Source organism: Ruegeria sp. BJ3 (assembly GCF_056535665.1).
Window position 1 is genome coordinate 1,380,998 of the sequence record NZ_JBQFIT010000001.1, and the last position, 24,910, is coordinate 1,405,907.

Sequence of the window (24,910 nt, forward strand, 5' to 3'; positions counted from 1 at the left end):
GGCATTTGGTGTATTAACCCCTTGTCTGCGCCGTCAGGACATGCTTACTCAGAGTAGTCAGCGCGGTTGACGCCCCTTCGGCGCACCCCTGACGCCAAGCCCAAAAAAGTCGACATCCCGTGACGGCACAGGCCACAGAGCAGCGCAGAATACGGGTGGATCGACAGTGCAAGACAAGGCTGACGTACAGTAAGATGAGATCCTCCAAATCCCGCTCGCGGGCAAAGAACAACCGCAATCGTCCCTCTGGTGGAAACGTCGTTAACCGGGTTTTCGACAGCTCGGGGCCCGAGGGCAAGGTGCGCGGCACGCCGCAGCAGATCATTGACAAGTACAACCAGCTGGCGCGCGATGCACAGCTGGCCAATGACCGCGTCGCTGCCGAAAACTTTCAGCAACATGCCGAGCATTACCTGCGCCTGCTGAGCGAGGCGCAACGCGAAATGGAAGCGCGTCGGGAAGAGCAGGAACGCCAGAACCGCGAGCGTCAGGCCGAGCGCGATCGGGAGCGGGCGGAACGGCAGGAACGTGAAGCCGCACGCCAAGCGGACCCGGCCGAGGCTCCGCAGCCGGACATCGTTGATCTGAACGCCGATTCGGATACTCCTGAATCCGGGCTTGTCGAGACGCCCGAAAGCGCGGGCGCCAAGGCCGAAGCGGCCGAGCGCAAGGACAAACCTGCCCGGAGACCGCGCGCACGCAAGCCTAAGGCCGTAGAAGAGCAGGCCCCCCAAGGCGGCGGTGATGCACCAGAGGCTGCCGAATAAGCCATAGCGGTTGCGCACAGAGTTCAAAGGCCCCGGTCAGAGATGTCCGGGGCCGTTTTCGTTCGGGATCAGGTTTTCTGCAGTTCCCGTGCCAGCGCACAGAAGGCCTCGAGCGAGACCTGCTCGGCGCGTTCGGTGGGTTTTATGCCGGCGGCTGTCAGACGGTCTTCGATATCGGGGGCCAACCCCTTGAGCGCTGCGCGCAGCATCTTTCGGCGCTGATTGAACGCAGCGGCCACGACGCGGGACAGGGTGTCGGCATCCGCCGGAAAGCGGGGTTCGGGCCGGGCGGTCAGGTGGACCACGGCGCTGCTGACTTTGGGCGGCGGGGTGAACGCTCCGGGGGGCAGGGACATGGCGATGCGCGCCTCGGCCCGCCACTGGGCCAGAATCGCCAGTCGGCCATAGGCCTTGGAGCCGGGCTGCGCCACGATGCGCTCGGCCACCTCGCGCTGGAACATCAGGGTCAGGCTCTGCCAGAAGGGTGGCCATTCCGGCGGGGTCAGCCAGCGCACCAGCAGTTCCGTGCCCACATTGTAGGGCAGATTGGCCGCCACGCGGATGGGCGGGGTCAGATGTTCAAGCGGATCGATTTCAAGAGCGTCGCCATTGATGACCTCGAGCCGCCCGGGATAGGCAGCGGCGATTTCCTGAAGCGCGGCGATGCAACGGATATCTTTTTCCACCGCCACCACCTTGCGCGCACCTTCGGCCAGCAAACCGCGGGTCAGGCCTCCGGGGCCGGGGCCGATCTCCAGCACGTCGCATTGGCTCAGGTCGCCGGCCTGCCGGGCGATCTTGGCCGTCAGGTTGAGATCGAGCAGGAAGTTCTGGCCCAGCGACTTGCGGGCCGAGAGCTGGTGCTTGGCGATGACCTCGCGCAGCGGGGGGAGGGTGTCGATTGCGCTCATGATCCGGTTACCGTGGCGCGAGGGGCAGGCGGTGCGCCAGAGAATTTTTGCCTCCGGCGGGGATATTTGGCGCCAGATGAAGGATCAAGTGCTTTGTGCCATGCGTTGGGCGAGTTTCAGCGCCTCGATCAGGCTGGTGGGGTTTGCGATGCCCTGTCCGGCGATGTCGAGCGCGGTGCCATGGTCGGGCGAGGTGCGGATGAAGGGCAGGCCCAGGGTCACGTTCACGCCACGGTCGAAGTCGAGGGTCTTGATCGGGATCAGCGCCTGATCGTGATACATGGCGATGGCGGCGTCATAGCGGGCGCGTGCGGCGGCGTGGAACATCGTGTCTGCCGGGTGCGGGCCGGTGACGGTGTAGCCCTCGGGGGTGAGATCGGCCAGCAGAGGGGCGATCCAGTCCAGTTCCTCGCGGCCCATCTTGCCACCCTCGCCGGCATGGGGGTTGAGCCCGGCCACCGCGATGCGAGGATGCGGGATGCCGAATTGGCGGCGCAGGCCGTCGGCGGTGATTGCGATCGTGTCGCGCAGCAGGTCGGGCGTGAGGCGCGAGGGCACCTGCGACAGTGGGATGTGGATCGTGGCGGGTACCACGCGGAGTTGCTCGCTGGCTAGCATCATCACCACGCGGGAACGGCCTGCCAGCGCCGCCAGAAATTCGGTATGGCCAGGATAGGCGAAATCGGCGCCGTCGATCAGGGCCTTCTTGTGGATCGGTGCCGTGCAGAGGGCCGAGGCCGCGCCCGATTGCACCAGTGACACGCCGGTTTCGATGGCGTCTATCACCGAAGGCGCATTGGCTGGATCGGGGTGGCCGGGCAGGTTCGGGGCCGGAAAGGTCAGCGGCAACACCGGCAGCGCCTCTGCGCAGATGTCAGCCACTTGGGCCGGGTCTACGATCTCGGTCGTGGGGATGTCGTCGGGCAGGTGACCGGCGTCGCCGATGTAAAAGAATGGGCAGCTGTCGCGCAATGCGGTCCAAGCCTTGGCGGCGATCTCCGGACCGATGCCCGAAGGTTCTCCGCAGCTGAGCGCGATGGGCGCGGTCATTGCTCGATGATGGTGGCGTCGGCGCGCAGTTGTTCGACGAGGCTGTTGGCGAATGCCTGCAGGCGTTGCTGCGTCAGCGCGTTGGCCACGTCCTCGCGCGACGTGTCCTCACCCAGATCGCGCGTCCGATTGCACAGCATGAGGAACACCAGCGTCTGGCCGTTGTTTCGGGTCAGAGAGGTCGACACCTCGTTTGGGTCCAGCTTGGCGAGTTCCAGCGCGATGTCGCGCGGGATTTCGGACGGACTTGCCGAGACCCGGTCGAGTACCTCGGGCGGTTGCCCCTTGGCGATGCCGTACAGGTCGTCGCAGGTATCCACCGTTTCCTTCAGTTCGGCGGCTCTTTGCAGTGTTTCGGGGCTGAGTCCGCCAGGCAGGTAATAGGCCGCATAGTCGATCTTGGAGAACCGCGGCGTGCTGGCGGCCACTTCTCGCAGGCCGCGCATCTGGAACAGGGCTACGGCGTTGGGCAGGCTCAGCGGGGCCGTGACCTCGCCATTCTTCAGGCCAAGGATAACCGGTTGCAGCGCCGGAGGCAGGTTGCTGACGTTCAACCAGTCCAGGCGTCCGCCATTTTCGCGTGTCGGCGCTGCCGAGTACTGCGTGGCGGCGGCCGAAAATGCATCGATGGTTTCGACACGGGCGATCTCGTCGGCCAAGGCTTCGGCCTGTGCCAAGGTTTGCGCATTCACGGGGATGATGATTTCGGACAGCAAAACCTGGAGACCGCCACCGCCGGTCTGACCCATTGCACGGTCAATTTCGTCGTCCGTCGGACGGGCCTGAGAGATAAAGCGGGCGCTGACATAGTCGCGCCATGCCAGCTGACTGGATACGTAATCCCGCACGGTTTCCCGGTCGATACCCGCGTCAGCCAGCGCCTTCAGGAATTGATCCGGGGTCAGCTGACCACGCGAAGCGAATTCGTCGATCGCAACCTGAATGTCTTCGGGTGTGGGCTGGATGCCGGCTTCGCGCATGGCCTGTTTGCGCAGGCGCTCGTCGATCAGCGCCTTGCGGACTTCGGCCTCCGAGCTGCCCGGGATACCCAGAATTTCGAGAAACCGCTGGCGCTGATCCAGTTCGTACCAGGTGACGATATCCTGATTCACGCGGATAGCCGGTGAAAACAAGCTTTGCGCGGGGGCTTGCTGAGGCGCAACTGTCAGCATGGCGACCGCGAGGCTGGGCGCAAATGCCGTCAGCCAACGGGAACGAAAGAACCTGGAAAAACCTGAAATCAGCTGCATTTTCTTTTATACTTCTTGCCCCCGCCTTCAACGGCGTATCCTGTCAGTGCAACGGTAAAGCCGAATTCCGTCGAAGGCTCAATACTTGATGTCGAAGTATATCGCCGGCTGACGGACATGTTAACCTGCACACATTCATTTTCATACGTCACACCCAAGCCCAGCCGCAGCGGTTCGGATTCTGCCAGATCATAGCGGGCCAGGGCGTTGGCTCTCCAGTTTTCATCCAGTCGTTGACGTGCGGTCAACCGTATCTCGGATGTTTCCATGTCAAGGTTTTCGGCCGGGTCCGGCTGCTGCCAGATATAGCTTCCGCCCAGTTGGGTCCCCTCGTTGGCCCAGGTTCCGCGCAATTCAGCCTTGGTAAAGCTGAAATCGCCATCCATCAATCCGCGTGCGGCCAGCGTCAGGCCATTGTTCGTCTTGATCTGCCCTGCCAGCAGCAGGTCGGAGGAAGTTCCCTGCAGGCCGGACGTAGCGGTGAAGTTCGGATCGGCGGTCGAGCGGAAGACCTGGCCGACCGTGGCCAATGCCCGCCAGCCGCCCGGGGCATACCGAGCCCAGTTCACGCCCACGACCGCGGTCGTGCCGTCTTCGCGTCGGTCCTCGGCCGGAAAGCGTGACAGGGACAACAGGTTGCCCTGGTCAAATTCCTGGAAGGTGCTTTCGTCATCGGGCACATCGGTGTCCGAAACATGGGTCCAGCCAAACTGCGCGATCGGCTCCAGAAACTGGGTCGCACCAGAGGCTTCGCGCCGGGTCATCGGGTAGCGCAGCGTCAAAGCCGCGCGCGGGGTCGACCGGGTGATCTGGTCGGGGTAGGCGCTGTCGTTGCGAATGTCGAACGTGTCGACCGAAGCCCCCAGTTCCGCATCCGCGCGCAACCCGGAGGCAAAGGTCCAGCTGCGCAGCCACTGGGCGTCGAATGTGGCGCGGGCCACATCGCGCCCGATGATATCCTCGTCGCTGGTCCGGGTGTGGGTGTGGGTGACGAAGCCCAACCGCACCTCACCGCCGACAGCGGAGGCGGGAAAATAGCGTTTCTGGTAGAACAGATCGAAGACCTGCGACGGGATCTCATCCTGTTCCTCGCTGTCGCGCAGGGTCTTGTAGTGAATGAAGCTGGTCCGAAACGCCGTGTCGCGTTTGATGCGCTCGAGCGCGATCTCGCTGCGCAGGCGGTCATAGTCAGGCAGCCCGTAGTCCGCCAGGTACGAGTCGTCCGATGCGGTCTGGACGTCAAAGGTCAGCCGGAAATCGTTCGGCAGATTGAACCAGCCATTTGCAAAGAAATAGCCCCGATCCTGCTCCTGCTGGACGTCGTCGCGGGTATAGGCCCCTTCAAACTGGATGCGGCCGTTCTTGAAGGCCTGCCGGTAGCGATAGCCAAGCGTCGTGGTCTTGGACGACAGGTAGGGGGTCAGCGTCAGATCCTTGTGATCGCCCAGTTTGAAGAAATACGGCGTCTTGACGCCAGTACCCAACTGCGAGGTCGTGCGGATTGACGGCACAAGAAATCCGGTTGCCCGATCCAGTGTCGGGTCCGGCAGTCGCAGGGTTGGAAAGTAGAAAACCGGCACATCCAGAATGCGGAACTGGGCGCCCTCGAAATACAACTGCCGTTCGAGCTGATCATGCGTGACCTTGCGCGCCCGGATCTGCCAGAGGGGCGGCCGACCGTCGGCGCAGACATGGCAGGACGTGGCCGAGACCTTGCTGAACTGCGTGTATCGTCCTGCCGCGCGGGTCGCCTGAACCGACGCGATCTGTACCTGCTGATCGAAGACCAGCCGTGCGCCGGTCAGCAACCCGTTCTGGATGCCGTCATCCAGTTGCGCTGAGTCCGCAAGGACGGTCGAGCGTCCGCCCTGATCGATCCGGATCGGACCTTCCAGCGTCAGCTCGCCCGACTCGCGGTCGAACACCACGCGCTGTGCGGACAGTTTGACGTCGCCCTGAAAAGCTTCGACGTTGCCCTCGGCCACCAGTTTGCGATCCGGGGTGATGAAGATCCTGTCGGCGACCAGCAGGGCAGGCTGATCCTGTTGTTGTGCCGTGTCAGACGCGGGCGTACTGGTCTCCGAGGTCTGGGCCAATGCCAGCCCCGGACCGGAAAAGAACACGGCACTGGACAAAAGAAGGGGCAGAAGGCGCCGCATCAACCGTCCTCCGCGTGCAGCAGAAGGCCGAGCGACAGCAATATGGCCGCAAACGGTGGTGCCCAGGCCGCAATCACAATCGGCAATTGGCCGTTCTCTCCCAAAATCTGAGCGAAATTGCGCACGAAGTACACGCCGAACCCCAGCAAAACAGCAGTCAGCACGGCGACGCCGGTGCCGCCGAACCGCACGTGCCGCATGGTGAAGGCCGCGCCGATCAACACCATCGAAATCAGGAAGAATGGGCGCGCCAGCTGCACCTGCAGCCAAACCTCGTATTGCTTGGTTGAAAAGCCCGCCTCGCGCAGGTCGCGGATCAGCTGGGGCAGGTCATAGACCGAGACGCTGTCCTGTTGGCCCAAGGTTTCCAAGATGCGCTGACGGGTCAGCGAAGTGGGCAGCCGCAGAGTCTCATGCGTAACGGCGTGGGTCTCGGGGTTGGTGTCGCTGGACAGGGGCCATTCCTTGGTGTTGCGCAAGATCCAGGCCCCGTCCTCGAGGCGAGCGCCGTCGGCGATGATTTGACGGGTCGGAAGACCTTCGGGCGAAAACGTGATGATGGTCACGTCGATCAATTCAAGCTCGGCGTCGTTGGTCGATGCGCGGGCATGAATCACCGATTGGCCCTGCGGTGAGCCCTGACGCAGCCAAAGCCCGTCGCGGCTGATCGAGAGGGCGGAATTGCCACCGTTTTTGTATAGATCCGAGAAATGCCGGTACTGCTCGGACGTGGCCGCCGCAATCGGGTTCAGCAGGGCCACCGCCAGCGTTCCGATTAGCAGCGCCAGAAGGACCGGTGCCACCAGCGCGCGGATACCCGAGCGGCCGATCGCCCGGGTCACCACCAACTCCGAGCTTCGGGCGAGGCCGACAAACAAAGCAATGGTCGACAGGATCATCAACAGCGGCAGCATCTCGCTGATCGCAGCGGGCGTGTTCAACAACGTCAGCTGCAGAACCTGGCCAAAGGACAGGTCGGCGTCATTGAACCGACGGGCCTGTTCGATCAGGTCGATCAGGATCATCAGTGTCAGGAAGATGGCCCCAATCACCAGAAAGCTCTGCAAAAAGCGGCGGGCGAAGTACCGGTCCAGAATCACGGCCGCATCCCCGGCACGGGGCGTCCAGCAGGCCTGTTGCCAGAATCGCCAAGGCACAAAAACATGCGCGACGGCCTATGCCTGCCGAATGATGCCAAGTTTTCTCCCCCGAGCCTGCCGGTCATTTTGGCGCGACCTTAATGCAATTGGCGGGCGGGGAAAACTGCTATCTGGTCAATGGCGGCGGCGCGGGCTAGGTCTGTGGGCAGAGTTTTTCAGGAGCAAGAAATGAGCAGTCTGGTACCGATCCGTTTTCAAGCCTTCGAACTGGACCTGATGGCACAGGCCCAAGGCCGAGTGGCCATTCTCATACCGGCCGATGGCAAGATGAACCCCGCCGCGCGCCGCGCAAACCGCTTGACCCGTGGTGCCGTGGCCCGGCTGGTGGAAAGCGACCGTTTCGCCAAGGTCAAGACAGGCGACGTGATCTCGTTGGCTTGGCCCGGCGGGATGGAGGCCGAGGCATTGGACATTCTGGTCCTGCCACGCCGCCCGGAACCGGACGAAGCCCGCAAGGGCGGAGCCGCGCTGGCCAAGCTGGCAGGTGGCAAGGACCTGCTGGTCATGGCGGGCAACCAGGTCCGGACCGAGGAACTGGCCCTGGGCATTGCTTTGCGCAGCTATGATTTCGACGCACACAAAACCAAGGACGATGACGCAGACGGCACGGTGACCATCTGCCACGCCAAGCCCGAAGACGCCGAGGCCGCCTTCGCACCGCTCTATGCAGTGGCTGATGGTGTGCGCATGACCCGCGACCTGACGAACGAACCCGCCAACATCCTGACGACGACCGAATTTGCCAACCGTTTGAAAGAGATGGAGGAGTTGGGCCTGAAGGTCGAGGTGCTGGACGAAGACAAACTGGCCGAGTTGGGCATGCGGACTCTGCTGAGCGTCGGGCAAGGCTCGGACAGCCCCTCGAAAGTCGTCGTGATGCAGTGGAATGGCGGCGATGCCGATGACGCGCCGCTGGCTCTGGTCGGCAAGGGGGTCGTTTTCGATACTGGCGGTATCTCGATCAAACCGGCCGCGGGCATGGAAGAGATGACCATGGACATGGGCGGCGCAGGCGTCGTTGCGGGAACCATGCGCGCATTGGCCAAGCGTAAGGCCAAGGCCAATGTCGTGGGCCTGGTCGGGCTCGTCGAGAACATGCCCTCGGGCAGTGCCACGCGGCCGGGCGACGTCGTCAAGTCGATGAAGGGCGATACGGTCGAGATCATCAACACCGATGCCGAGGGACGTTTGGTGCTGTGTGACGTCATGTGGTACGCGCAGGAGCGGTTCAATCCGGTCGGCATGATCGATCTGGCCACCTTGACCGGCGCGATCATCATCGGGCTGGGGCATGAAAACGCAGGCGTGTTTTCCAACAACGACACCTTCTGCGACGCGTTCCTGAAGGCGGCCCGGGCCGAGGATGAAGGCGCGTGGCGTATGCCGCTGGGGCAGGCTTATGACGATCTGCTGAAGTCGCGCATCGCGGACATGAAGAACGTGGGCGGCCGGCCGGCCGGTTCGATCACCGCAGCGCAGTTTCTGCAGCGTTTCGTCAAGGAAGAAACACCCTGGATCCATCTGGACATCGCGGGCGTGGCCTCGGTTGCGGCGGAAACGTCCTTTGCGCCCAAGGGCGCCACGGGTTGGGGTGTTCGTGCGCTCAGCCGTTTCGTGCAGGACAATTTCGAGTAGGTCGATGGGCGCCGTCTACTTCTACCACCTGACCCGCCAACCACTTGAGCAGACCTTGCCGGTGTTGCTGGACAAGGCACGACAGGCCGGGTGGCGGATTGCGGTGCGAGGTACTGACCCTGCGCGGATGGACTGGCTGGACGAAAGGCTTTGGCTGGGCCCCGAAGACGCGTTTCTGCCGCATGGGCAGGCAGGTGGGCCGTATGACGCGGTTCAGCCGATTCTGCTGACTACCGAGGCGGACGCTGCCAACAACCCGTCTTGCCTGATGGCGGTGGACGGGGCCGAGGTGACGCCGGATGAGGTGACCGCCTCAGAGCGGGTTTGCATCCTGTTCGACGGCAACGATCCAAGTGCGGTGGATCATGCGCGTGGTCAATGGAAGACTCTGACCGCGGCGGGTTGCGCGGCGCAGTATTGGTCGGAGGAATCCGGCCGTTGGGAGAAAAAGGCCGAATCCGGCTGACTCGGGACCGAAATCAGATTGCAGGCGTGGCGATCCGCGCGACAGGAGATTGATTGATGAAAATGAAACCGTTGGGCCGCACGGGCATCCAGGTCTCGGACCTGTGCCTCGGAACCATGACATTCGGCACGCAGACCCCCGAGGCGGACGCGCATCGTCAGATCGACACGGCGCTGGCGGCCGGGATCAATTTCCTTGATGCCGCCGAGATGTACCCGGTCAACCCGATCACCAAGGAGACCGTGGGCAAGACCGAGCAGATCATCGGCAACTGGAATGCGGCACACCCGGCCCGCCGCGGCAGCTATGTTCTGGCGACCAAGCATTCGGGCGCCGGCTTCGCGCATGCGCGGGACGGAGCACCGATCTCGGCCAGCACGATCCCCGGGGCCATCGAGGGATCGTTGCGGCGTCTGCAGACCGACTACATCGACCTGTACCAATTCCACTGGCCCAACCGCGGAAGTTACATGTTCCGGCAGAATTGGGACTACGACCCGTCGGGCGGTGATCGGCAGGCGGTTCTGGACAACATGCGCGAATGCCTCGAGGCGCTGCAGGTGCAGGTGGACAAGGGCAATATCCGCGCCTTCGGCCTGTCGAACGAAAGCGCCTGGGGTACCGCTCAGTGGTTGCGCCTGTCCGACGAGTTGGGGGCACCACGGGTCGCGTCGGTCCAGAACGAGTATTCCCTGCTGTGCCGCCTGTATGACACCGACATGGCCGAGTTGAGCGCCTATGAGGATGTGGGCCTGCTGGCCTTCTCGCCGCTGGCCGCCGGATTTCTGACCGGCAAGTATCAGGGCGGGGCTGTGCCCGAGGGATCGCGCATGTCGATCGTGCCGCAGATGGGCGGGCGCAAAGGCGACCGGGTTTTCGACGCGGTCGAAGCCTATCTGGCGATTGCCGCTAAACACGGGCTGGACCCGGTGCACATGGCGCTGGCCTGGTGCCAGGCGCGGCCGTTCATGACCTCGGTCATCTTCGGCGCGACCACGCAGGCGCAGCTGGAGCGGATCCTGGAGGGGCGGGATGTCGTGCTGTCCGATGAGGTTATGGCCGAGATCAACGCGGCCCATCGCGCGCATCCGATGCCGTATTGAGGGATGGGGGCGCTGCCCCCGTCGCCCTTGGGCGACTCCCCCGGGATATTTTTTTTGGCCAGATGAAGTGTGCGCCCGTCAGTGATGGGTGGGCTGCGTGCGGTCTTGTCTGAGGTCGCGGGCGGACTGCCCGTGCGCGGTGCGGAAGGCGCGGGCGAAGCTGGATTGTGACGTGAACCCCGTGGCCTGCGCCACGTCCATCAGCGGCATGTCGGTGTCGGTGACCAGGCGGTGGGCCTCGGCCAGGCGCAGTTGCAGGTAGTGGTCCTGCGGCGTGGTGTTGAGGCGCAGGCGGAATTGCTGCTGCAGGGTGCGCGGGCTGGTCCCAAGGGCTTTTGCGATCTCGGCCAGGGGCAGCGGGTCGTCCAGCGCGGCCTGCATGATCGCGTTGGCGCGGGCGGTCAGGGCACTGTGGCGGTGTGGCGCCCCAGTACGGCTCTGTGGTCTGCCGGGTTCGGGGGCGCCTTCGTAGAGGAACAGGCCCGAGACACGGGCCGCGAAGCCGGCGCCGTGGCGTGCCGCGATGATTTGCAGCATCATCTCGACCGCGGGGATCGCGCCGCCCGAGGTCAGGCGGTTGCCCGACACGGTGAACCGGTCGGGGCGCACGTCGACTTCGGGGAAGCGGCTGGCGAAGGTCTCGAGATCTTCCCAATGGGTGGTGGCGGCGTGACCGTCAAGCAGCCCCGCTTCGGCCAACAGCCAGGGGCCTCCGTCGATGCCCGCCATCGTGGCGCCGGTATTGGCGACGCGGCGCAGTCCGGCCAGAAGGCTGGGGGTGGCGTGGCGCACCAGGTTGAACCCCGCGATCACGATCATCAGGTCGCAGTGGTCGAGACGCGCCAGGGGGATGCCCGGCACTTGCAACGCGCTGGTCAGCGTCGCCGGCTCGGGCGTGGCGGTCACGTAGTCCCAGTCGAAGGCCGGGCGGTCGGCCAGCCGGTTGGCGGCGCGCATCGGGTCCACGGCCGAGGCGAAGCTGAGCGTGTTGCACTCGTCCAGCACCAGAACGGCGGTTTTCAGCGCGCGGTGCTCGGGCTGGAGGATGTTTTTTGCGGATTTCATCAAGTCTGATTCGCATTCTGGCAAGTTGTCTGGTCAAGGCTGCGCCAGAGTCGGGGCCAGACGCAAATCGGAATCCGGGGAGAAGCCTGGGGAAAACCCATGGCGAAGCCGTGTATAACTTGGGGATAACACCATGCCTTTGGAAATGAACCGCGAAGTATTCATCACTTGTGCCGTGACCGGCTCGGGTGGGACGCAGGATCGCAGCCCGCATGTGCCGCGTTCGCCCAAGCAGATCGCCGACAGTGCGATCGCGGCCGCCAAGGCCGGGGCGGCGGTGGTTCATTGCCATGTGCGTGACCCCGGAACCGGCGCGCCCAGCCGCCGTCTGGACCTGTATCGCGAGGTGACGGACCGCATCCGCGACGCCGAGGTGGACGTGGTTCTGAACCTGACCGCCGGCATGGGCGGTGACATCGTGTTCGGCGGGGTCGAAGCCCCGTTTCCCGTGGCCGAAGGCACCGACATGATCGGTGCCTCGGAACGCGTGGCCCATGTGGCCGAGTGTCTGCCCGAAATCTGCACGCTGGATTGCGGCACCATGAACTTTGCCGAGGCCGACTATGTGATGACCAACACGCCCGGCGCCTTGCGGGCGATGGGGCAGATGATGACCGATCTGGGCGTGAAGCCCGAGATCGAGGCTTTTGACACCGGCCATCTGTGGTTTGCCAAGCAATTGGTGAAAGAGGGCGTTCTGGCCCCGAATGCGCTGGTGCAGCTGTGCATGGGCGTGCCGTGGGGCGCGCCGGATGACCTGAACACCTTCATGGCGATGGTGAACAACGTGCCCGACGACTGGACCTTCAGCGCGTTCTCGCTGGGGCGGCATCAGATGGCCTATGTGGCGGCTTCGGTTCTGGCCGGCGGCAACGTGCGCGTGGGGCTCGAGGACAACCTGTGGCTGGACAAGGGGGTGCTGGCCGAAAACTGGCAACTGGTCGAGCGCGCAGGCACTATCATCGAGAACATGGGCGCGCGGGTGATCGGGCCGCAGGAAGTGCGTGAGAAGCTGGGATTGGTCAAACGGGCGCCTGTGGCGTCCTGACGGGCGGGGCGACCCTCGCAAAACCTGTCGAATAACGATGGCCCCCGGTGCGGCCTGGACGTTCGGGGCGAAGGAGAGAAGATGAAAACGGCAGCGATCATCGGTGGTGGCGTGATCGGCGGCGGATGGGCCGCGCGGTTTCTGCTGAATGGCTGGAACGTGCGGGTGTTCGACCCGGACCCCGAGGCCGAGCGCAAGATCGGCGAGGTCTTGGACAACGCGCGGCGGTCGCTGCCCGGGCTGAGCGATGTGCCGCTGCCGCCCGAAGGCGCGCTTAGCTTTCATGGCGACATGGCCGACGCGGTGCAGGGGGCCACTTGGATACAGGAGAGCGTGCCCGAGCGGCTGGATCTGAAGCTGAAGGTTTACCAGGGGCTGCAGGAGGCCTGTGATCCGGGGGCGACCATTGGGTCCTCGACCAGCGGGTTCAAACCATCCGAGCTGCAGGAAGGCGCGCTGCGGCCCGAACAGATCATGGTAACGCACCCGTTCAACCCGGTCTATCTGCTGCCGCTGGTCGAACTGGTGCCCTCGGCCGCCAACCCGCCCGAACTGCTTGAGCAGGCCAAGAACGTGTTGCGCTCGGTCGGATTCTTCCCGCTGCAGGTCCGTAAGGAGATCGACGCGCATATCGCCGACCGGTTCCTCGAGGCCGTCTGGCGCGAGGCGCTGTGGCTGGTCAAAGACGGCGTGGCCACGACCGAGGAGGTAGACGAGGCGATCCGCATGGGCTTTGGCATCCGCTGGGCGCAGATGGGCCTGTTCGAGACCTATCGCGTGGCCGGGGGCGAGGCCGGGATGCGGCATTTCATGGCCCAGTTCGGTCCGGCGCTGAAATGGCCCTGGACCAAGTTGATGGATGTGCCCGAGTTCACCGACGCGCTGGTCGACATGATCGCCGACCAGTCGGACGCGCAATCGGGGATGCACTCGATCCGCGAGCTGGAGCGGATTCGTGACAACAATCTGGTGGGCATGATGCGGGCCTTGAAGGCGCGCGACTGGGGTGCGGGGGCAGTGCTGAACCAGCATGACGCGCTGCTGAAGCCGGGTGCCCTGCCGACGCTGGAGCAGGCGGATCTGAGCCAGCCGATCCTGACACTGGCCCGCGCGGTGCCGCTGGACTGGACCGACTACAACGGCCACATGAACGAGGCGCGGTATCTTGAGGCCTTTGCCGCTGCGACCGACCGCTTCATGGAGATCGTCGGCTGCGATGCCGACTACATCGCCTCGGGCGGCAGCTATTTCACCGCTGAGAATCACATCCGGTATCTGGACGAGGCCCGTGCCGGGGCGAAAATCGAGGTGCGCACGCAGATGCTGTTGGGGCAGGGCAAGAAGCTGCACCTGTTCCACAGCATGTACGAGGGCGACAAACTGCTCGCCACGGGCGAGAGCTTTCTGCTGCATGTCAGCCTGGAAACCCGTCGACCCTGTGCGCCGTCGCCGCGGATCGAGGCCGCGATGGCCCGCATCGCCGAAGCTCAGGCCGGGTTGCCCTATCCCGAGGGCGCGGGGGCGGCGATCCGCAAACCGGCATGACAGGGCGGGTTCTGATCACCGCCGGTGCCTCGGGCGTGGGGCGCGCGATGGCCGAGGCGTTCGACGCCGCGGGCGCGCAGGTTTGGGTGGCCGATGTGGACGCGGCTGCGCTTCAGGCCTGCCCGGATCACTGGGGGCGATCGCAGGTCGATGTGTCGGATGAGGCCGCCGTCGCAGCGCTGTTCGGCAAGATCGCGGCGCAGTGGGGCGGTCTGGACGTTCTGTGCGCGAATGCGGGTATCGCGGGGCCGACCGCATTGGTCGAAGATGTTGCGCTAAGCGATTGGCAAAAATGTATTTCCGTCAACCTGGACGGGGCGTTTTTGTGCGCGAAATACGCGGCGCCGATGCTCAAGCGGCAGGGGCGCGGCGCGGTGCTGATCACATCCTCGACCGCCGGGCAGTACGGCTATCCCAACCGTGCGCCCTATGCGGCGGCGAAATGGGCGGTGATCGGGCTGGGCAAGACCCTGGCGATGGAGCTGGGGCCGCACGGCGTGCGGTGCAACGTCATCTGCCCCGGCGCGGTGGAAGGCCCGCGGATGGAGGGCGTACTGCAGCGCGAAGCGACCGCCAAGGGCATGACCCGCGATCAGGTCTATCAGGGCTATGCGGCGGGTACTTCGATGGGCCGCTTCGTCGAAGCGCATGACATTGCCGCCATGGCGGTGTTCCTGGCCTCGGATGCGGCACGGCTGGTGTCGGGGCAGGTCATCGCCGTCGATGGGCACACCGTGAACCCCGACCCCAAGCTTTAGCCCTGGTTGGGGCCGCGCATCTGACGGATCGAGGCGCGAACGGCCTGCCAGTTCTGTGCCTCTTCCACGTTTCCGGCGGCTTCGAATTCGCGGGCTTTCTGGGCGGCTTCGGCCTCGGCCTTGTCGCCATGCGCCGAGTAGAGGGCGCGCGCGTATTGAGCGGTTTTGAGAGCGTCCATTCCTGATATCCTCCTTTTGGTCGGATCGTTCGGATTTTCGCGCACCTCAATATAGGGGATCGGGTGGGAAATTGCACCTGTTGGCTTGTGTTACCCTGCCGAAATGGCCGCGCGCAGTTGGCGCAGGTGGGTCGGGAAATGCCGGGCAGTCAGATCAGCTTCGCGGACCAAGGTATCGAAATGGCGTGTAAAAACTTCAATCCTATCCCGGTCGCGAAAGGCCATGTAATGGCTGCCGGCATAGAACACGCAGAGCAGCGGACCGAAGATGGTGACCGGCGCGGAATAGAGCCGCTTGGCATCGAACAGGTAAATACGCATGCGCGGATACAGCTGTTCGCACAGCTCCAGCATATGATCGATCTGGTCCAGCCGCACCTGCAGGGGCAGCCCGTCATAATAGCCGGTGCCATGGGCAAAGCTGTAAATCTCATACAGTGGCATGGCGATTTCATAGTCGGACTGGGCACCACGCATCCAGGTCAGGCGGTCCTCGGAGGCGCCGATGGCCTGGTCGGCGGTTCGGCCCAGATGCGGCGCGTATTCCCATTCCAGCACGGCGCGGGTTTTCAGCATGTCGGGCAGGGTGGCCGGAACATAGCGGATTTTGTAGCCGGCGGCCTCCTGATGCCATTCAAAGATGCGCTCGTCGACAAGGGCGCGGGGTGCCTCGGTCATGCTCAGTGAACTGGCCAGCAGCTCGGCCGCGCTCTCGGGTCGGTTCGAGAGGCTGAGCAGCCAATCCGCCGACACCCCCAGAGCCGAGGCGCAGCTGCCCACCACATGGGCGTTGGGCAGGCGTGCGCCCGTATCGGTCAATAACTGGGAAACGGTTGAGCGATCGACCCCGATGGTGCGCGCCAGCGCGCTTTGGCTCATCTTCCGCTGTTCCATGGCGCGGGCCAGGCGCAGGCGGAACTGCGCGGCGCGGTCTCGTTTGTCGAAAATTACCTGCATGTGATGATAATTATCACGAACGCTGAGATTTGTTAATCATATTCGGAATTCTCGACAGGGCCACTGGCAGGTAACGCTTGTGTGAAAAGCAAAAAGACTGGGGACCGGAATGGAAACGCGGCGAAGATCTGTCGTGAAAGCAATCATTTGGAATGCGATGGGCCTCGCGGTCATGACCGTGGTGGGGCTGTTCGCCACCGGCTCGGTCGCTATCGGTGGAGCATTGGCGGTGGTGAACACGGCGATTGGCCTGACGCTCTACGTGATTTACGAGCGCATCTGGGCCGGTATTTCTTGGGGGCGGCATGGCTGAGGCGACCACCCCCAAAACCCCCGAATGGCCGACCTTTGCCCTGATCTTTGCCTGCTATACCCTTTGGTTGGTCGCGATTTTCGGTGTGGCTGCGTGGTCGCTCTGGCTGGCGGTGCCGATGATGGGTGTCGTCGCGGCGCTGCATTCATCGCTGACGCATGAGGCGCTGCACGGCCATCCGTTCCGCGCAAAGTGGCTGAACGAGGTGCTGATGGCGCTGCCGCTGACCCTGTTCATCCCCTACAACCGCTTCCGCGATCTGCATCTGGCGCACCATCAGGATGCCAACCTGACAGACCCCTATGACGATCCGGAGTCCAACTATCTGGACCCGGCTGTCTGGGCCAGGTTGCCTCGGTGGCAGCGGTGGGTCTATCAGGCGAACAACACGCTGTTGGGGCGTATGGTGCTGGGCCCGATCATCGGCCAGCTGGCCTTTCTGCGCGACGACTGGCGGGGCGCAGTGCGCGGGGACCGCGACATCTGGCTGGCCTGGGCCTTGCATCTGCCGGGCGTAGCGACGGTTCTGTGGATCGTGGCGCAATCAGCGATGCCGGTCTGGGCCTTTGTTCTGGCGGCCTATCTGGGGCTGGCGCTTGTCAAGATCCGCACCTTTTTGGAACACCGCGCGCACGAGAAATCGCGCGCCCGCACGGTGATCGTCGAAGACCGCGGACCGCTTGCCTTTCTGTTTCTGAACAACAACCTGCACGTCGTTCATCACATGAACCCGGCGGCGCCATGGTATCGGCTGCCAGCGCTCTATCGCCGTGGGAAAGAGCGCTATCTGGCCTGCAACGAGGCCTATGTCTATCGCTCGTACGGACATGTTTTCCGGCAGTATTTCTGGCGTGCCAAGGATCCTGTAGAACATCCGCTCTGGCCAAAACCCTGATTTGACGACAGAAGGGAAGCCATGAGTTTGTGGATTCCCGTAACCTTGGCCGCCGCCACCTTTCAGACGGTGCGCTTCATGCTGCAGAAATCGCTGAGCAGCGTGAAGCTGTCGGCGACCGGCGCGACCTTTGCGCGCTTTGCCTATTCGATGCCTCTGGTGCTGCTGGGTCTGGTGGTGGCGATGCGTCTCAGCGGTCTGCCGCTGCCTGCGCTGCCGCCTCTGTTCTGGCTCTATGCCGCCATCGGTGGGGTGTCCCAGATCCTCGCCACGATCTGCGTCGTGGCGCTGTTCAAACAGCGCAACTTTGCCGTTGGCATCACCTTCAAGAAAACCGAGGTGATCCAGACCGCCATCGTCGGTTTCGTCGTGCTGGGCGACCGGGTTTCGGCCGGTGCGTTCGGGGCCATCCTGCTGGGGCTTCTGGCGGTTCTGCTGTTGTCGAAAACGCCGGGCGGCAGTGGGGCGTGGTGGCGTCACCTGACCAACCGCGCCTCGCAATTGGGGTTGGGATCGGGTGTCTTGTTCGCCTTTTCCGCGGTCAGTTATCGCGGCGCATCGCTGCAACTGGGCGATGGCGAGGCCTGGTTTCGGGCGCTGGTGACGCTGGCAGTCGTAGTCTCGATCCAGTTCCTGTCGATGGCGCTGTGGCTGGTTTGGCGCGACCGGGCCGAGCTGCGCGCGGTATGGGACACGCGGCGCACCGGCATCTTCGTCGGGCTGACCAGCCTGGGCGGGTCGTTCTGCTGGTTCTGGGCCTTCAGCCTGCAGAACGCGGCCTACGTCAAGGCGCTGGGGCAGGTGGAGCTGATTTTCAGCCTCATGGCCTCGGTCCTGGTCTTCCGCGAGACGGTGACGCGGCGCGAGACTATGGGGATGGTCCTGCTGGGTCTCTCGATCCTGATCCTGGTCGCCGCGATCTGAGATGCAAAAAGGCGCGCGGAGGTCCGTGCGCCTTCTGATCTTTTTGCCATGCAGGCGAGTCAGCCCGCGCGGCGTTCGTCAAAGCTGAGAGCGATAAAGCTGGGCAGGTGATCGCCCATGCCGACGACGGCTGGTCCGCCATCGTCGCGGCGTCCACGGCTTTTGCCGCGTTGGCCCTTTTCTCGTGCCGGCTTGTCCTTGGGGGCTGTTTCCCTGGGCGTAGCGTCCTTGGCGGGCTTGTCCTTCCCGGTGTCCTTGGCCTCGGATTTGCCCTCGCCCTTGCGGGTCGACGCGCGCGATCTCTTCTCGGGCTTTTTGTCCTCGTCCCCGGCCGGTTCGGCCTGAACCGGGTTGTCCAGACGTGGGATTTCCTTCTGGATCAGCTTCTGGATCGCGTCCAGCGCCTTTTCATCGCGGGCCGTGCACAGAGTGATGGCCTTGCCTTCGCGCCCGGCGCGGCCGGTACGGCCGATGCGGTGCACGTAATCCTCGGGGTGGCTGGGCACATCGAAGTTGAACACATGGCTGACCGACGGAACGTCCAGTCCCCGCGCGGCGACATCGGACGCCACCAGGAAACGCAGCGTTCCTTCGCGGAAGCCCTCAAGGGTCCTGGTGCGCACGGACTGGTCCAGATCGCCGTGGATCGCGGCCGCGTCATAGCCGTATTTCTTCAGCGATTTCGCGGTGATATCCACGTCGGTCTTGCGGTTGCAGAAGACGATGGCGTTGGTGCATTTGTCACCTTCGGCATCGATCAGTGCGCGCAGGACCTTGCGCTTGGTGCTGCCCTCACGGTCACGGCGGCCGCCTTTGACCATTACGACACCCTGTTCGATGGTCTCGGACGCGGTGGCCTGACGGGCCACTTCGATCCGGGCCGGGGCCGACAGGAACGTGTCGGTGATCCGCTCGATTTCGGGCGCCATGGTGGCCGAGAAGAACAGCGTCTGCCGGGTAAAGGGCGTCAGCGAGAAGATGCGTTCGATATCGGGAATGAACCCCATGTCCAGCATCCGGTCAGCCTCGTCCACGACCATGATCTGCACGCCGGTCAGCAACAGCTTGCCACGTTCGAAATGGTCCAGCAGACGGCCGGGCGTGGCGATCAGCACGTCCACGCCGCGGTCTATCAGGGCATCCTGTTCCTTGAAGCTGACGCCGCCGATCAGCAGCGCCTTGGTCAGCTTTAGATGCTTGGTATAGGTGTCGAAGTTTTCGGCCACCTGCGCCGCCAGTTCCCGCGTCGGGCACAGCACCAGCGAACGCGGCATCCGCGCCCGCGCACGACCGCGCGCCAACAGGGTGATCATGGGCAAGACGAAACTGGCCGTCTTGCCGGTTCCGGTCTGGGCGATGCCCAGAACGTCACGTCCCTCCAAGGCTGGCGGGATGGCGCCTTCCTGGATCGGGGTCGGGGTTTCGTAGCCGGCTTCCTCAATAGCTTTGAGGACCTTGGGGTTCAGATTCAGATCGGTGAATTTCGTCATGTATGTCCGGTTCATGCGGACACTGACCTGGCCCGCGCGTATGAAAAATGCCGGGCCCGGATGGCCATGCGCACCATGCGCGTTTCGGCTTGGATGCGGACATAACAAAAAGGTGTGGCAGGGTCAAATGAAGACAGTTTCATCTGTACCGCTACATCGCGTCACTGGCGATTTCGTGCAACAATTCAGCAGCTTCCGGGAAAGTGTTTCTGCAGCTTTTCCTCAAGATCAAGCGGTCGGTGCTTGATCAGACCCCGTTCCTGCAGGCGCGCGCGGACCTGCGGGTCGGTGGCGCTGAGTTCGTCAAAGAACTTGCGCAGACCTTTCTCGCCTTCTTCGGCCTCGATCCAACTGAGCAGTTCGTTCATGTTCAGCCCACCCCGATCGCGATGTACGTTCGGAGCCATGCCGGGCTGGTACGAGCCGCGCTCCAGCCGAAACCGATAGTGTGACCACCAATGCTCCCAATCCGGGGCATGGCGGTGGCACAGGTCGATCTGCGGCATTTCGGTCTTGCAGGGCAAGATGACCTTGTTCTGAAACAGGTTGTGGATGCGATAATTGAGGTTCTCCATCCCCGTACGCACGAACAGCTTGCCCTGTACGTGGCTCAGAAAGCCGCCCAGAACGAAGGCGCCGTAGTTTGGATAGATCGTCTCGACAAGCGCTTCTCGTTCGGGGCCCTGGGGGATGAACGCCTTGTAGAGATCGTCGCCGCAGGCCAGGGCTTCGATCGGACGAATCCGAACTGCGTGTACCGTTTCGGGCACTTCGCCCAGCAAGTCCGCGATAGGGGCCGTGGGCCACAGGAACTCGTCCACATCTATATGCGCCAGCCAATCGAGATCGGTGTGGCGATAGGTATAGGTCGCATGAACGGTCTGGCGGACCTGGTGGCGCTCGGGCTTGTCCCGTTTGCGCGCCGCCCAGAACGCATCGTCGCAGATGCGGACGGTCACCTTGGGGTGGCGGCGCAGGGGGCGAAAAGCCCGCCGGTTGGGCTCGTCAAGGTAGAGGTAGAGGTGATCCGCGCCCAGATCCAGGTGGTAGGCCGCAAAACTCAGAATGTCGCAGGCCGATCCACGCACCGTCGAGACGATGCCCCAGCTCGGCCCCGCTGCGGTCATGCGATGACGGCCTCTGATGCTTTGACGGGGGGCAGGGTCAGCATCACGTCATCATTTCCTTGGTCGCGGTAAGCGTCAGTTTGGGATAGTCGCGCACCACGCGGTCGATGTCCCATTGCAGGCGGGTCAGATAGACGATGTCGCCGTCGTGATCGTGGGCAATGTGCTGCTTGTTCGCATTGACGAACTTCTCGACCTCGGCCTTGTCGCCCGACACCCAGCGCGCACTGGTGAATTGCGAGGCCTCGAACCGCACAGGCAGGCCGTATTCCAGCTCGATCCGGCTGGCCAGCACTTCGAACTGCAGCGCGCCCACCACGCCGACGATAAAGCCCGAGCCGATTGAGGGTTTGAACACTTTGGCAGCACCTTCCTCGGCAAACTGCATCAGCGCCTTTTCCAGATGCTTGGCCTTCATCGGGTCGCCCGCGCGCACGCCCTGCAACAGCTCGGGCGCGAAGGATGGAATTCCGGTAACGCGGATCGCCTCGCCCTCGGTCAGAGTGTCACCGATGCGCAGCTGGCCGTGGTTGGGGATGCCGATGATATCGCCGGCCCATGCCTCGTCGGCCAGTTCCCGGTCAGAGGCCAGAAACAGAACCGGGTTCGTGATCGCCATGGGCTTCTTGCTGCGCACATGGGTCAGCTTCATGCCGCGCTTGAAGTGGCCGCTGGCCATGCGGACAAAGGCCACCCGGTCGCGGTGCTTGGGGTCCATGTTGGCCTGCACCTTGAAGACAAAGCCCGCCACCTTTTTCTCGTCCGGCGAAATCTGGCGCGGTTCGGCCGATTGCACCTGCGGCTGCGGTCCATAGGCACCGATGCCTTCCATCAGTTCCTTGACGCCGAACGAGTTGATGGCCGAGCCGAACCAGATCGGGGTCATGTGGCCTTCAAGCACCGCCTGCGGGTCCAGCGCAGGCAGCAATTCGCGCGCCATCTCGACCTCTTCCAGCAGCTTGTCCAGCAGTTCTGCGGGCACATGCTCGGCCAGTTTGGGGTCGTCCAGCCCGTTGATCTCGATGCTTTCGGCCACCTTGTTGCGGTCGGCGCGGTCCATGAGTTCCAACCGGTCACGCAGCATGTCGTAGCAGCCGATGAAATCGCGCCCCACGCCGATGGGCCAGCTGGCCGGGGTCACGTCGATGGCCAGCATTTCCTGGATCTCGTCGATGATTTCGAACGTATCGCGGCTCTCACGGTCCATCTTGTTGCAGAAGGTCAGGATCGGCAGATCGCGCAGGCGGCAGACCTCGAACAGCTTCTGCGTCTGGCTTTCCACGCCTTTGGCCCCGTCAATCACCATGACCGCGGCGTCAACGGCGGTCAGCGTGCGATAGGTGTCCTCGGAAAAGTCCGAGTGGCCGGGTGTGTCCACCAGGTTGAACCGGTAGGGGCCATAGTCAAACGACATGGCCGAGGCCGAGACCGATATACCCCGGTCCTTTTCCATTTGCATGAAGTCCGACCGCGTACGCCGTGCCTCGCCCTTGGCGCGCACCTGTCCGGCCATCTGGATAGCACCCCCATACAGAAGGAACTTTTCGGTCAGGGTCGTCTTGCCCGCATCCGGGTGCGAGATGATGGCAAAGGTCCGGCGCCGCGCGATCTCGGGCGGCAGGGTGGGTTGGTTCGAGGCGGTATCAAGCATGAAGGCGCGTATAGGCGGGGAATCCTGCCGAGGCAAGACAAAGGGGGTGGTTCGAATCAGGTGGATATGCCAATAAGAACATATAGTGAACAAATAATGGAGTGGATCAATGAATTTGAAAGAAATCGCCCAGGAACTGGTGGCAGGTTGCCGCGAAAACCGCGCCAAGGAGAATCTGGAGAAGTTGTATGCAGCCGATGCCGTCTCGGTCGAGGCGATGGACATGCAGGGCATGGGCCGCGAGACCCACGGCATTGAAGGCATCCGCGGCAAGCATGATTGGTGGGAAAGCGCGCACGAGGTTTCGGGCGCGTCAGTCAGCGACCCGTTCCTGCATGGTGAAAACAGCTTTGCCGTGATTTTTGAAGTGCAGGGCAAGGTGAAGGAAAGCGGTGAAGCTTTCGACATGCGCGAGGTCGGAGTCTATCACGTGGTCAACGGCAAGATCGTGCGGGAAGAGTTCTTCTACTGATTTGCCGACGCCAATCTGGTCTTCCCTGTCTGGCCGGTGCTAGACATGCGGGTAACAAATGACAGGGGGGATCACATGGATCTGGGACTACAAGGAAAACGCGCGCTGGTCTGTGCCAGCAGCAAGGGCTTGGGGCTGGGCTGCGCCGAGGCGCTGGCCGCCGAGGGTGTCGATTTGGTGATGAACGCACGTGGGCCTGACGCGCTGGAGGCGCAGGCCGACCGGTTGCGCGCCGATTACGGTGTCGAGGTGCAGACGGTCGCCTGCGACGTGACCACGCCCGAAGGCCAGGCGCAGGTGATCGAGGCCGCGCAGGGCGTTGATATCCTTGTGACAAACGCCGGTGGTCCGCCGCCGGGCCTGTGGTCCGACTGGGACCGCGAGGATTTCATCAAGGCGCTGGATGCCAATATGCTGACGCCGATCGCCTTCATGAAGGCGCTGTTGCCGTCGATGATGGACAAGGGTTGGGGCCGGGTGGTGAACATCACCTCGCAATCCGTGCGGGCGCCCATCGCGGTACTGGGCCTGTCGAACGCGGCGCGCACCGGGCTGACCGGCTATGTGGCCGGAACCGCGCGGCAGGTTGCGCCCTACGGCGTGACCATCAACAACCTGTTGCCCGGCATTCATGCCACCGACCGGGCGGACTCGCTGGATGCCGGGGTTTCGGCGCAGAAGGGCATCTCGCTGGACGAGGCACGGGCCGAGCGCGCGGCCACGATCCCGGCGCGGCGCTATGGTACGCGGCAGGAATTCGGCGCGACTTGCGCGTTTCTGTGCTCGCAACATGCCGGGTTCATCGTGGGGCAGAACATCCTGCTGGATGGTGGCGCGACCAACCTGACGATGTGACCGTGGCGCAGGGGTTTTCGCTGAAGGATCAGCTGTTCAACGCGGAAAAGACCCGTTACCTGGCCGGCCTGTTCACGCAGGCCGACGCCGGGTTTGACGGCGACGCATTCGTGGCGCGGGTCATGTCGCGCCTGCCGGAGCTGGAGCTGAAGCAGCGGATCGCGTGGATTGCCGATTGTTTGCAGACGGCCTTTCCTGGCGCGCTGCCCGACGTGGCCCCGGTGATCCTGCGCGCCTTGCCGCCGCCTCTGGACCCGTCCCTGAGCGATGATGATTTTGGTGACTTCATCTTTGCTCCGCTGGGTGACTGGGTGGCGCAGGTCGGCGCGGACCATCCAGAAATGGCGCTAGATGTCCTTGCAGAGCTGACCCAGCGGTTTTCGATGGAATGGGCGATCCGGCCTTTTCTGAACAGCCATCCCGATCTGGTGCTGGACCGGATGCAGGACTGGTGCGGGCATTCCAGCTATCACGTCCGGCGGCTGGTCTCCGAAGCCACACGCCCGCGGCTGCCGTGGGGGCAGGCGGTCGGGCTGGACCTGTCTGACCCGCTGCCGCTGCTGGATCGGTTGCGCTCGGATCCGACACGTTATGTCACGCGGTCGGTGGCGAACCATCTCAACGACATCACCAAAAAAGACCCCGACCTGGCATTGAACCGCCTGAGGGAGTGGCACGCCTTGGGCGCGCAAAACAGCGACGAGATGCGGTGGATCACCGCACATGCGCTGCGCGGGCTGGTCAAGTCCGGCCATGGCGGGGCGATGGCGCTGCTGGGTTATGATCCCGACGCACCGCTGGAGGTGAATGTTGAGGTGATTGGCGAGGCCTGCATCGGCGGGGTTCTGGAGTTCGCCGTCTCGGTTTCAGGCCCCGAAGATCAAGCGGTCTTGATTGACTATATCGTGCATTTTCAGCGACCTGGCGGGAAAATTTCACCCAAGGTTCACAAGCTCAAGCAAGCTAATCTGTCAAATGGCCGCCTGCGGCTGAGCAAGCGGCATAAACTCAAGGGCGACGCCACGACGTTTCGGTTGGTGCCGGGGCCGCACAGGCTTGAGATTCAGGTCAACGGCAAGGTCCGCGCGGGTGTGCCGTTCGAGCTGCTGGCCTAGCGCCTCTCTTGCGCC

General features: G+C 63.5%; 24 protein-coding genes. 13 read left to right on the forward strand and 11 right to left on the reverse strand.

All coding sequences use genetic code 11. The annotated features are described in order from the left end of the window. The first annotated feature begins 194 nt into the window (after positions 1-194). Positions 195-767, forward strand: a complete 573-nt coding sequence (locus ACR3EL_RS06960) for a DUF4167 domain-containing protein (protein WP_170338278.1) — start codon at positions 195-197, stop codon at positions 765-767. A 68-nt stretch (positions 768-835) separates the two neighbouring features. Here the strand turns inward: ACR3EL_RS06960 and rsmA are convergent, their stop codons facing one another. From rsmA to lptG, 5 genes are all read right to left on the reverse strand, one after another. Next, positions 836-1,678, reverse strand: a complete 843-nt coding sequence (gene rsmA, locus ACR3EL_RS06965; RefSeq protein ID WP_170368575.1) for a 16S rRNA (adenine(1518)-N(6)/adenine(1519)-N(6))-dimethyltransferase RsmA — start codon at positions 1,676-1,678, stop codon at positions 836-838. Positions 1,679-1,762: 84 nt separating this feature from the next. Beyond that, the gene (gene pdxA / locus ACR3EL_RS06970) at positions 1,763-2,728 is read right to left on the reverse strand and encodes a 4-hydroxythreonine-4-phosphate dehydrogenase PdxA (protein WP_170338282.1); all 966 of its coding nucleotides are present in this window, start codon (positions 2,726-2,728) and stop codon (positions 1,763-1,765) included. Beyond that, complete coding sequence (locus tag ACR3EL_RS06975) at positions 2,725-3,840, reverse strand: peptidylprolyl isomerase (protein ID WP_367646308.1); 1,116 nt, start codon at positions 3,838-3,840, stop codon at positions 2,725-2,727. Before ACR3EL_RS06975 ends, pdxA begins: the two co-directional genes overlap by 4 nt. A gap of 128 nt (positions 3,841-3,968) precedes the next feature. After that, a complete protein-coding gene (locus ACR3EL_RS06980; RefSeq protein ID WP_170338285.1) occupies positions 3,969-6,137 on the reverse strand; it encodes an LPS-assembly protein LptD in 2,169 nt (722 codons plus the stop codon). Continuing rightward, positions 6,137-7,237, reverse strand: a complete 1,101-nt coding sequence (gene lptG, locus ACR3EL_RS06985) for an LPS export ABC transporter permease LptG (protein ID WP_170338287.1) — start codon at positions 7,235-7,237, stop codon at positions 6,137-6,139. Before lptG ends, ACR3EL_RS06980 begins: the two co-directional genes overlap by 1 nt. Before the next feature lie 228 nt (positions 7,238-7,465). On the opposite strand from lptG, the gene ACR3EL_RS06990 reads away from it, so the two are divergent. Genes ACR3EL_RS06990 through ACR3EL_RS07000 form a run of 3 tightly spaced genes read left to right on the forward strand, consistent with a single transcriptional unit; the run spans position 7,466 to position 10,501 of the window. Then, positions 7,466-8,932, forward strand: a complete 1,467-nt coding sequence (locus tag ACR3EL_RS06990) for a leucyl aminopeptidase (RefSeq protein WP_480720971.1) — start codon at positions 7,466-7,468, stop codon at positions 8,930-8,932. Between the two features lie 4 nt (positions 8,933-8,936). Then, the gene (locus ACR3EL_RS06995) at positions 8,937-9,398 is read left to right on the forward strand and encodes a DNA polymerase III subunit chi (protein WP_170338291.1); all 462 of its coding nucleotides are present in this window, start codon (positions 8,937-8,939) and stop codon (positions 9,396-9,398) included. A gap of 56 nt (positions 9,399-9,454) precedes the next feature. Further along, complete coding sequence (locus ACR3EL_RS07000; RefSeq protein WP_170338293.1) at positions 9,455-10,501, forward strand: aldo/keto reductase; 1,047 nt, start codon at positions 9,455-9,457, stop codon at positions 10,499-10,501. A gap of 78 nt (positions 10,502-10,579) precedes the next feature. Here the strand turns inward: ACR3EL_RS07000 and ACR3EL_RS07005 are convergent, their stop codons facing one another. Further along, positions 10,580-11,566 carry a GlxA family transcriptional regulator gene (locus tag ACR3EL_RS07005; protein WP_480720974.1) on the reverse strand — a complete coding sequence of 329 codons (987 nt, stop codon included), beginning with the start codon at positions 11,564-11,566 and terminating at the stop codon, positions 10,580-10,582. 133 nt (positions 11,567-11,699) lie between these two features. On the opposite strand from ACR3EL_RS07005, the gene bcoG reads away from it, so the two are divergent. From bcoG to ACR3EL_RS07020, 3 genes are all read left to right on the forward strand, one after another. After that, positions 11,700-12,614, forward strand: a complete 915-nt coding sequence (bcoG, locus tag ACR3EL_RS07010) for a 3-dehydrocarnitine:acetyl-CoA trimethylamine transferase BcoG (RefSeq protein ID WP_170338297.1) — start codon at positions 11,700-11,702, stop codon at positions 12,612-12,614. 81 nt (positions 12,615-12,695) lie between these two features. Further along, entirely contained in the window at positions 12,696-14,159 is a 1,464-nt protein-coding gene (locus ACR3EL_RS07015) for a carnitine 3-dehydrogenase (RefSeq protein WP_170338299.1), read from the forward strand. Then, positions 14,156-14,917: an SDR family oxidoreductase gene (locus ACR3EL_RS07020; protein ID WP_170338301.1), complete on the forward strand. Its 762-nt coding sequence runs from the start codon at positions 14,156-14,158 to the stop codon at positions 14,915-14,917. Before ACR3EL_RS07015 ends, ACR3EL_RS07020 begins: the two co-directional genes overlap by 4 nt. Here ACR3EL_RS07020 and ACR3EL_RS07025 read toward each other — a convergent pair. Together ACR3EL_RS07025 and ACR3EL_RS07030 are read right to left on the reverse strand one after the other, a co-directional pair. After that, a complete protein-coding gene (locus tag ACR3EL_RS07025) occupies positions 14,914-15,096 on the reverse strand; it encodes a hypothetical protein (RefSeq protein WP_093962276.1) in 183 nt (60 codons plus the stop codon). The two genes, ACR3EL_RS07020 and ACR3EL_RS07025, sit on opposite strands and share 4 nt — an antisense overlap. A 90-nt stretch (positions 15,097-15,186) precedes the next feature. After that, positions 15,187-16,053, reverse strand: a complete 867-nt coding sequence (locus ACR3EL_RS07030) for a helix-turn-helix domain-containing protein (protein WP_170338303.1) — start codon at positions 16,051-16,053, stop codon at positions 15,187-15,189. Between the two features lie 109 nt (positions 16,054-16,162). Between ACR3EL_RS07030 and ACR3EL_RS07035 the strand changes: the two genes are divergently transcribed. From ACR3EL_RS07035 to ACR3EL_RS07045, 3 genes are read left to right on the forward strand one after another with little or no spacing between them, the layout of a single operon-like run. Next, positions 16,163-16,366, forward strand: coding sequence for a DUF2061 domain-containing protein (locus ACR3EL_RS07035; protein WP_170338305.1), 204 nt, complete (start codon positions 16,163-16,165; stop codon positions 16,364-16,366). Further along, on the forward strand, positions 16,359-17,261 hold the full coding sequence (locus tag ACR3EL_RS07040; RefSeq protein ID WP_480720977.1) for a fatty acid desaturase: 903 nt from the start codon (positions 16,359-16,361) through the stop codon (positions 17,259-17,261). The genes ACR3EL_RS07035 and ACR3EL_RS07040 overlap by 8 nt, the downstream gene beginning before the upstream one ends. A 21-nt stretch (positions 17,262-17,282) precedes the next feature. Then, complete coding sequence (locus ACR3EL_RS07045; protein ID WP_170338309.1) at positions 17,283-18,185, forward strand: EamA family transporter; 903 nt, start codon at positions 17,283-17,285, stop codon at positions 18,183-18,185. Between the two features lie 59 nt (positions 18,186-18,244). Here ACR3EL_RS07045 and ACR3EL_RS07050 read toward each other — a convergent pair whose 3' ends face one another. The 3 genes from ACR3EL_RS07050 to ACR3EL_RS07060 all read right to left on the reverse strand — a co-directional run bounded on the left by ACR3EL_RS07050 (position 18,245) and on the right by ACR3EL_RS07060 (position 22,453). Beyond that, on the reverse strand, positions 18,245-19,675 hold the full coding sequence (locus tag ACR3EL_RS07050; protein WP_170339444.1) for a DEAD/DEAH box helicase: 1,431 nt from the start codon (positions 19,673-19,675) through the stop codon (positions 18,245-18,247). Between the two features lie 185 nt (positions 19,676-19,860). Next, a complete protein-coding gene (locus ACR3EL_RS07055; RefSeq protein WP_170338311.1) occupies positions 19,861-20,802 on the reverse strand; it encodes a glycosyltransferase family 2 protein in 942 nt (313 codons plus the stop codon). A 43-nt stretch (positions 20,803-20,845) separates the two neighbouring features. After that, positions 20,846-22,453, reverse strand: coding sequence for a peptide chain release factor 3 (locus ACR3EL_RS07060; protein WP_170402693.1), 1,608 nt, complete (start codon positions 22,451-22,453; stop codon positions 20,846-20,848). A 109-nt stretch (positions 22,454-22,562) separates the two neighbouring features. Between ACR3EL_RS07060 and ACR3EL_RS07065 the strand changes: the two genes are divergently transcribed. The 3 genes from ACR3EL_RS07065 to ACR3EL_RS07075 all read left to right on the forward strand — a co-directional run bounded on the left by ACR3EL_RS07065 (position 22,563) and on the right by ACR3EL_RS07075 (position 24,895). Continuing rightward, positions 22,563-22,925, forward strand: a complete 363-nt coding sequence (locus ACR3EL_RS07065; RefSeq protein WP_170338820.1) for a nuclear transport factor 2 family protein — start codon at positions 22,563-22,565, stop codon at positions 22,923-22,925. A gap of 75 nt (positions 22,926-23,000) precedes the next feature. Then, on the forward strand, positions 23,001-23,780 hold the full coding sequence (locus tag ACR3EL_RS07070; protein ID WP_170439025.1) for an SDR family oxidoreductase: 780 nt from the start codon (positions 23,001-23,003) through the stop codon (positions 23,778-23,780). A gap of 2 nt (positions 23,781-23,782) precedes the next feature. Continuing rightward, entirely contained in the window at positions 23,783-24,895 is a 1,113-nt protein-coding gene (locus ACR3EL_RS07075) for a hypothetical protein (RefSeq protein WP_480720980.1), read from the forward strand. Positions 24,896-24,910 lie beyond the last annotated feature (15 nt).

Excerpts from the sequence above, each read along its gene's own strand:
- ACR3EL_RS07025 (WP_093962276.1), bottom strand. The coding sequence starts at position 15,096 with ATGGACGCTCTCAAAACCGCTCAATACGCGCGCGCCCTCTACTCGGCG.
- ACR3EL_RS06995 (WP_170338291.1), top strand. The coding sequence starts at position 8,937 with ATGGGCGCCGTCTACTTCTACCACCTGACCCGCCAACCACTTGAGCAG.
- ACR3EL_RS07055 (WP_170338311.1), bottom strand. The coding sequence starts at position 20,802 with ATGACCGCAGCGGGGCCGAGCTGGGGCATCGTCTCGACGGTGCGTGGA.
- ACR3EL_RS06960 (WP_170338278.1), top strand. The coding sequence starts at position 195 with ATGAGATCCTCCAAATCCCGCTCGCGGGCAAAGAACAACCGCAATCGT.
- ACR3EL_RS07030 (WP_170338303.1), bottom strand. The coding sequence starts at position 16,053 with ATGCAGGTAATTTTCGACAAACGAGACCGCGCCGCGCAGTTCCGCCTG.
- ACR3EL_RS07040 (WP_480720977.1), top strand. The coding sequence starts at position 16,359 with ATGGCTGAGGCGACCACCCCCAAAACCCCCGAATGGCCGACCTTTGCC.
- ACR3EL_RS07005 (WP_480720974.1), bottom strand. The coding sequence starts at position 11,566 with ATGAAATCCGCAAAAAACATCCTCCAGCCCGAGCACCGCGCGCTGAAA.
- ACR3EL_RS06990 (WP_480720971.1), top strand. The coding sequence starts at position 7,466 with ATGAGCAGTCTGGTACCGATCCGTTTTCAAGCCTTCGAACTGGACCTG.
- bcoG (WP_170338297.1), top strand. The coding sequence starts at position 11,700 with ATGCCTTTGGAAATGAACCGCGAAGTATTCATCACTTGTGCCGTGACC.
- ACR3EL_RS07045 (WP_170338309.1), top strand. The coding sequence starts at position 17,283 with ATGAGTTTGTGGATTCCCGTAACCTTGGCCGCCGCCACCTTTCAGACG.
- ACR3EL_RS07020 (WP_170338301.1), top strand. The coding sequence starts at position 14,156 with ATGACAGGGCGGGTTCTGATCACCGCCGGTGCCTCGGGCGTGGGGCGC.
- ACR3EL_RS07015 (WP_170338299.1), top strand. The coding sequence starts at position 12,696 with ATGAAAACGGCAGCGATCATCGGTGGTGGCGTGATCGGCGGCGGATGG.
- ACR3EL_RS07000 (WP_170338293.1), top strand. The coding sequence starts at position 9,455 with ATGAAAATGAAACCGTTGGGCCGCACGGGCATCCAGGTCTCGGACCTG.
- rsmA (WP_170368575.1), bottom strand. The coding sequence starts at position 1,678 with ATGAGCGCAATCGACACCCTCCCCCCGCTGCGCGAGGTCATCGCCAAG.
- ACR3EL_RS07060 (WP_170402693.1), bottom strand. The coding sequence starts at position 22,453 with ATGCTTGATACCGCCTCGAACCAACCCACCCTGCCGCCCGAGATCGCG.
- ACR3EL_RS07035 (WP_170338305.1), top strand. The coding sequence starts at position 16,163 with ATGGAAACGCGGCGAAGATCTGTCGTGAAAGCAATCATTTGGAATGCG.
- ACR3EL_RS07050 (WP_170339444.1), bottom strand. The coding sequence starts at position 19,675 with ATGACGAAATTCACCGATCTGAATCTGAACCCCAAGGTCCTCAAAGCT.
- ACR3EL_RS07065 (WP_170338820.1), top strand. The coding sequence starts at position 22,563 with ATGAATTTGAAAGAAATCGCCCAGGAACTGGTGGCAGGTTGCCGCGAA.
- pdxA (WP_170338282.1), bottom strand. The coding sequence starts at position 2,728 with ATGACCGCGCCCATCGCGCTCAGCTGCGGAGAACCTTCGGGCATCGGT.
- ACR3EL_RS07070 (WP_170439025.1), top strand. The coding sequence starts at position 23,001 with ATGGATCTGGGACTACAAGGAAAACGCGCGCTGGTCTGTGCCAGCAGC.
- ACR3EL_RS06980 (WP_170338285.1), bottom strand. The coding sequence starts at position 6,137 with ATGCGGCGCCTTCTGCCCCTTCTTTTGTCCAGTGCCGTGTTCTTTTCC.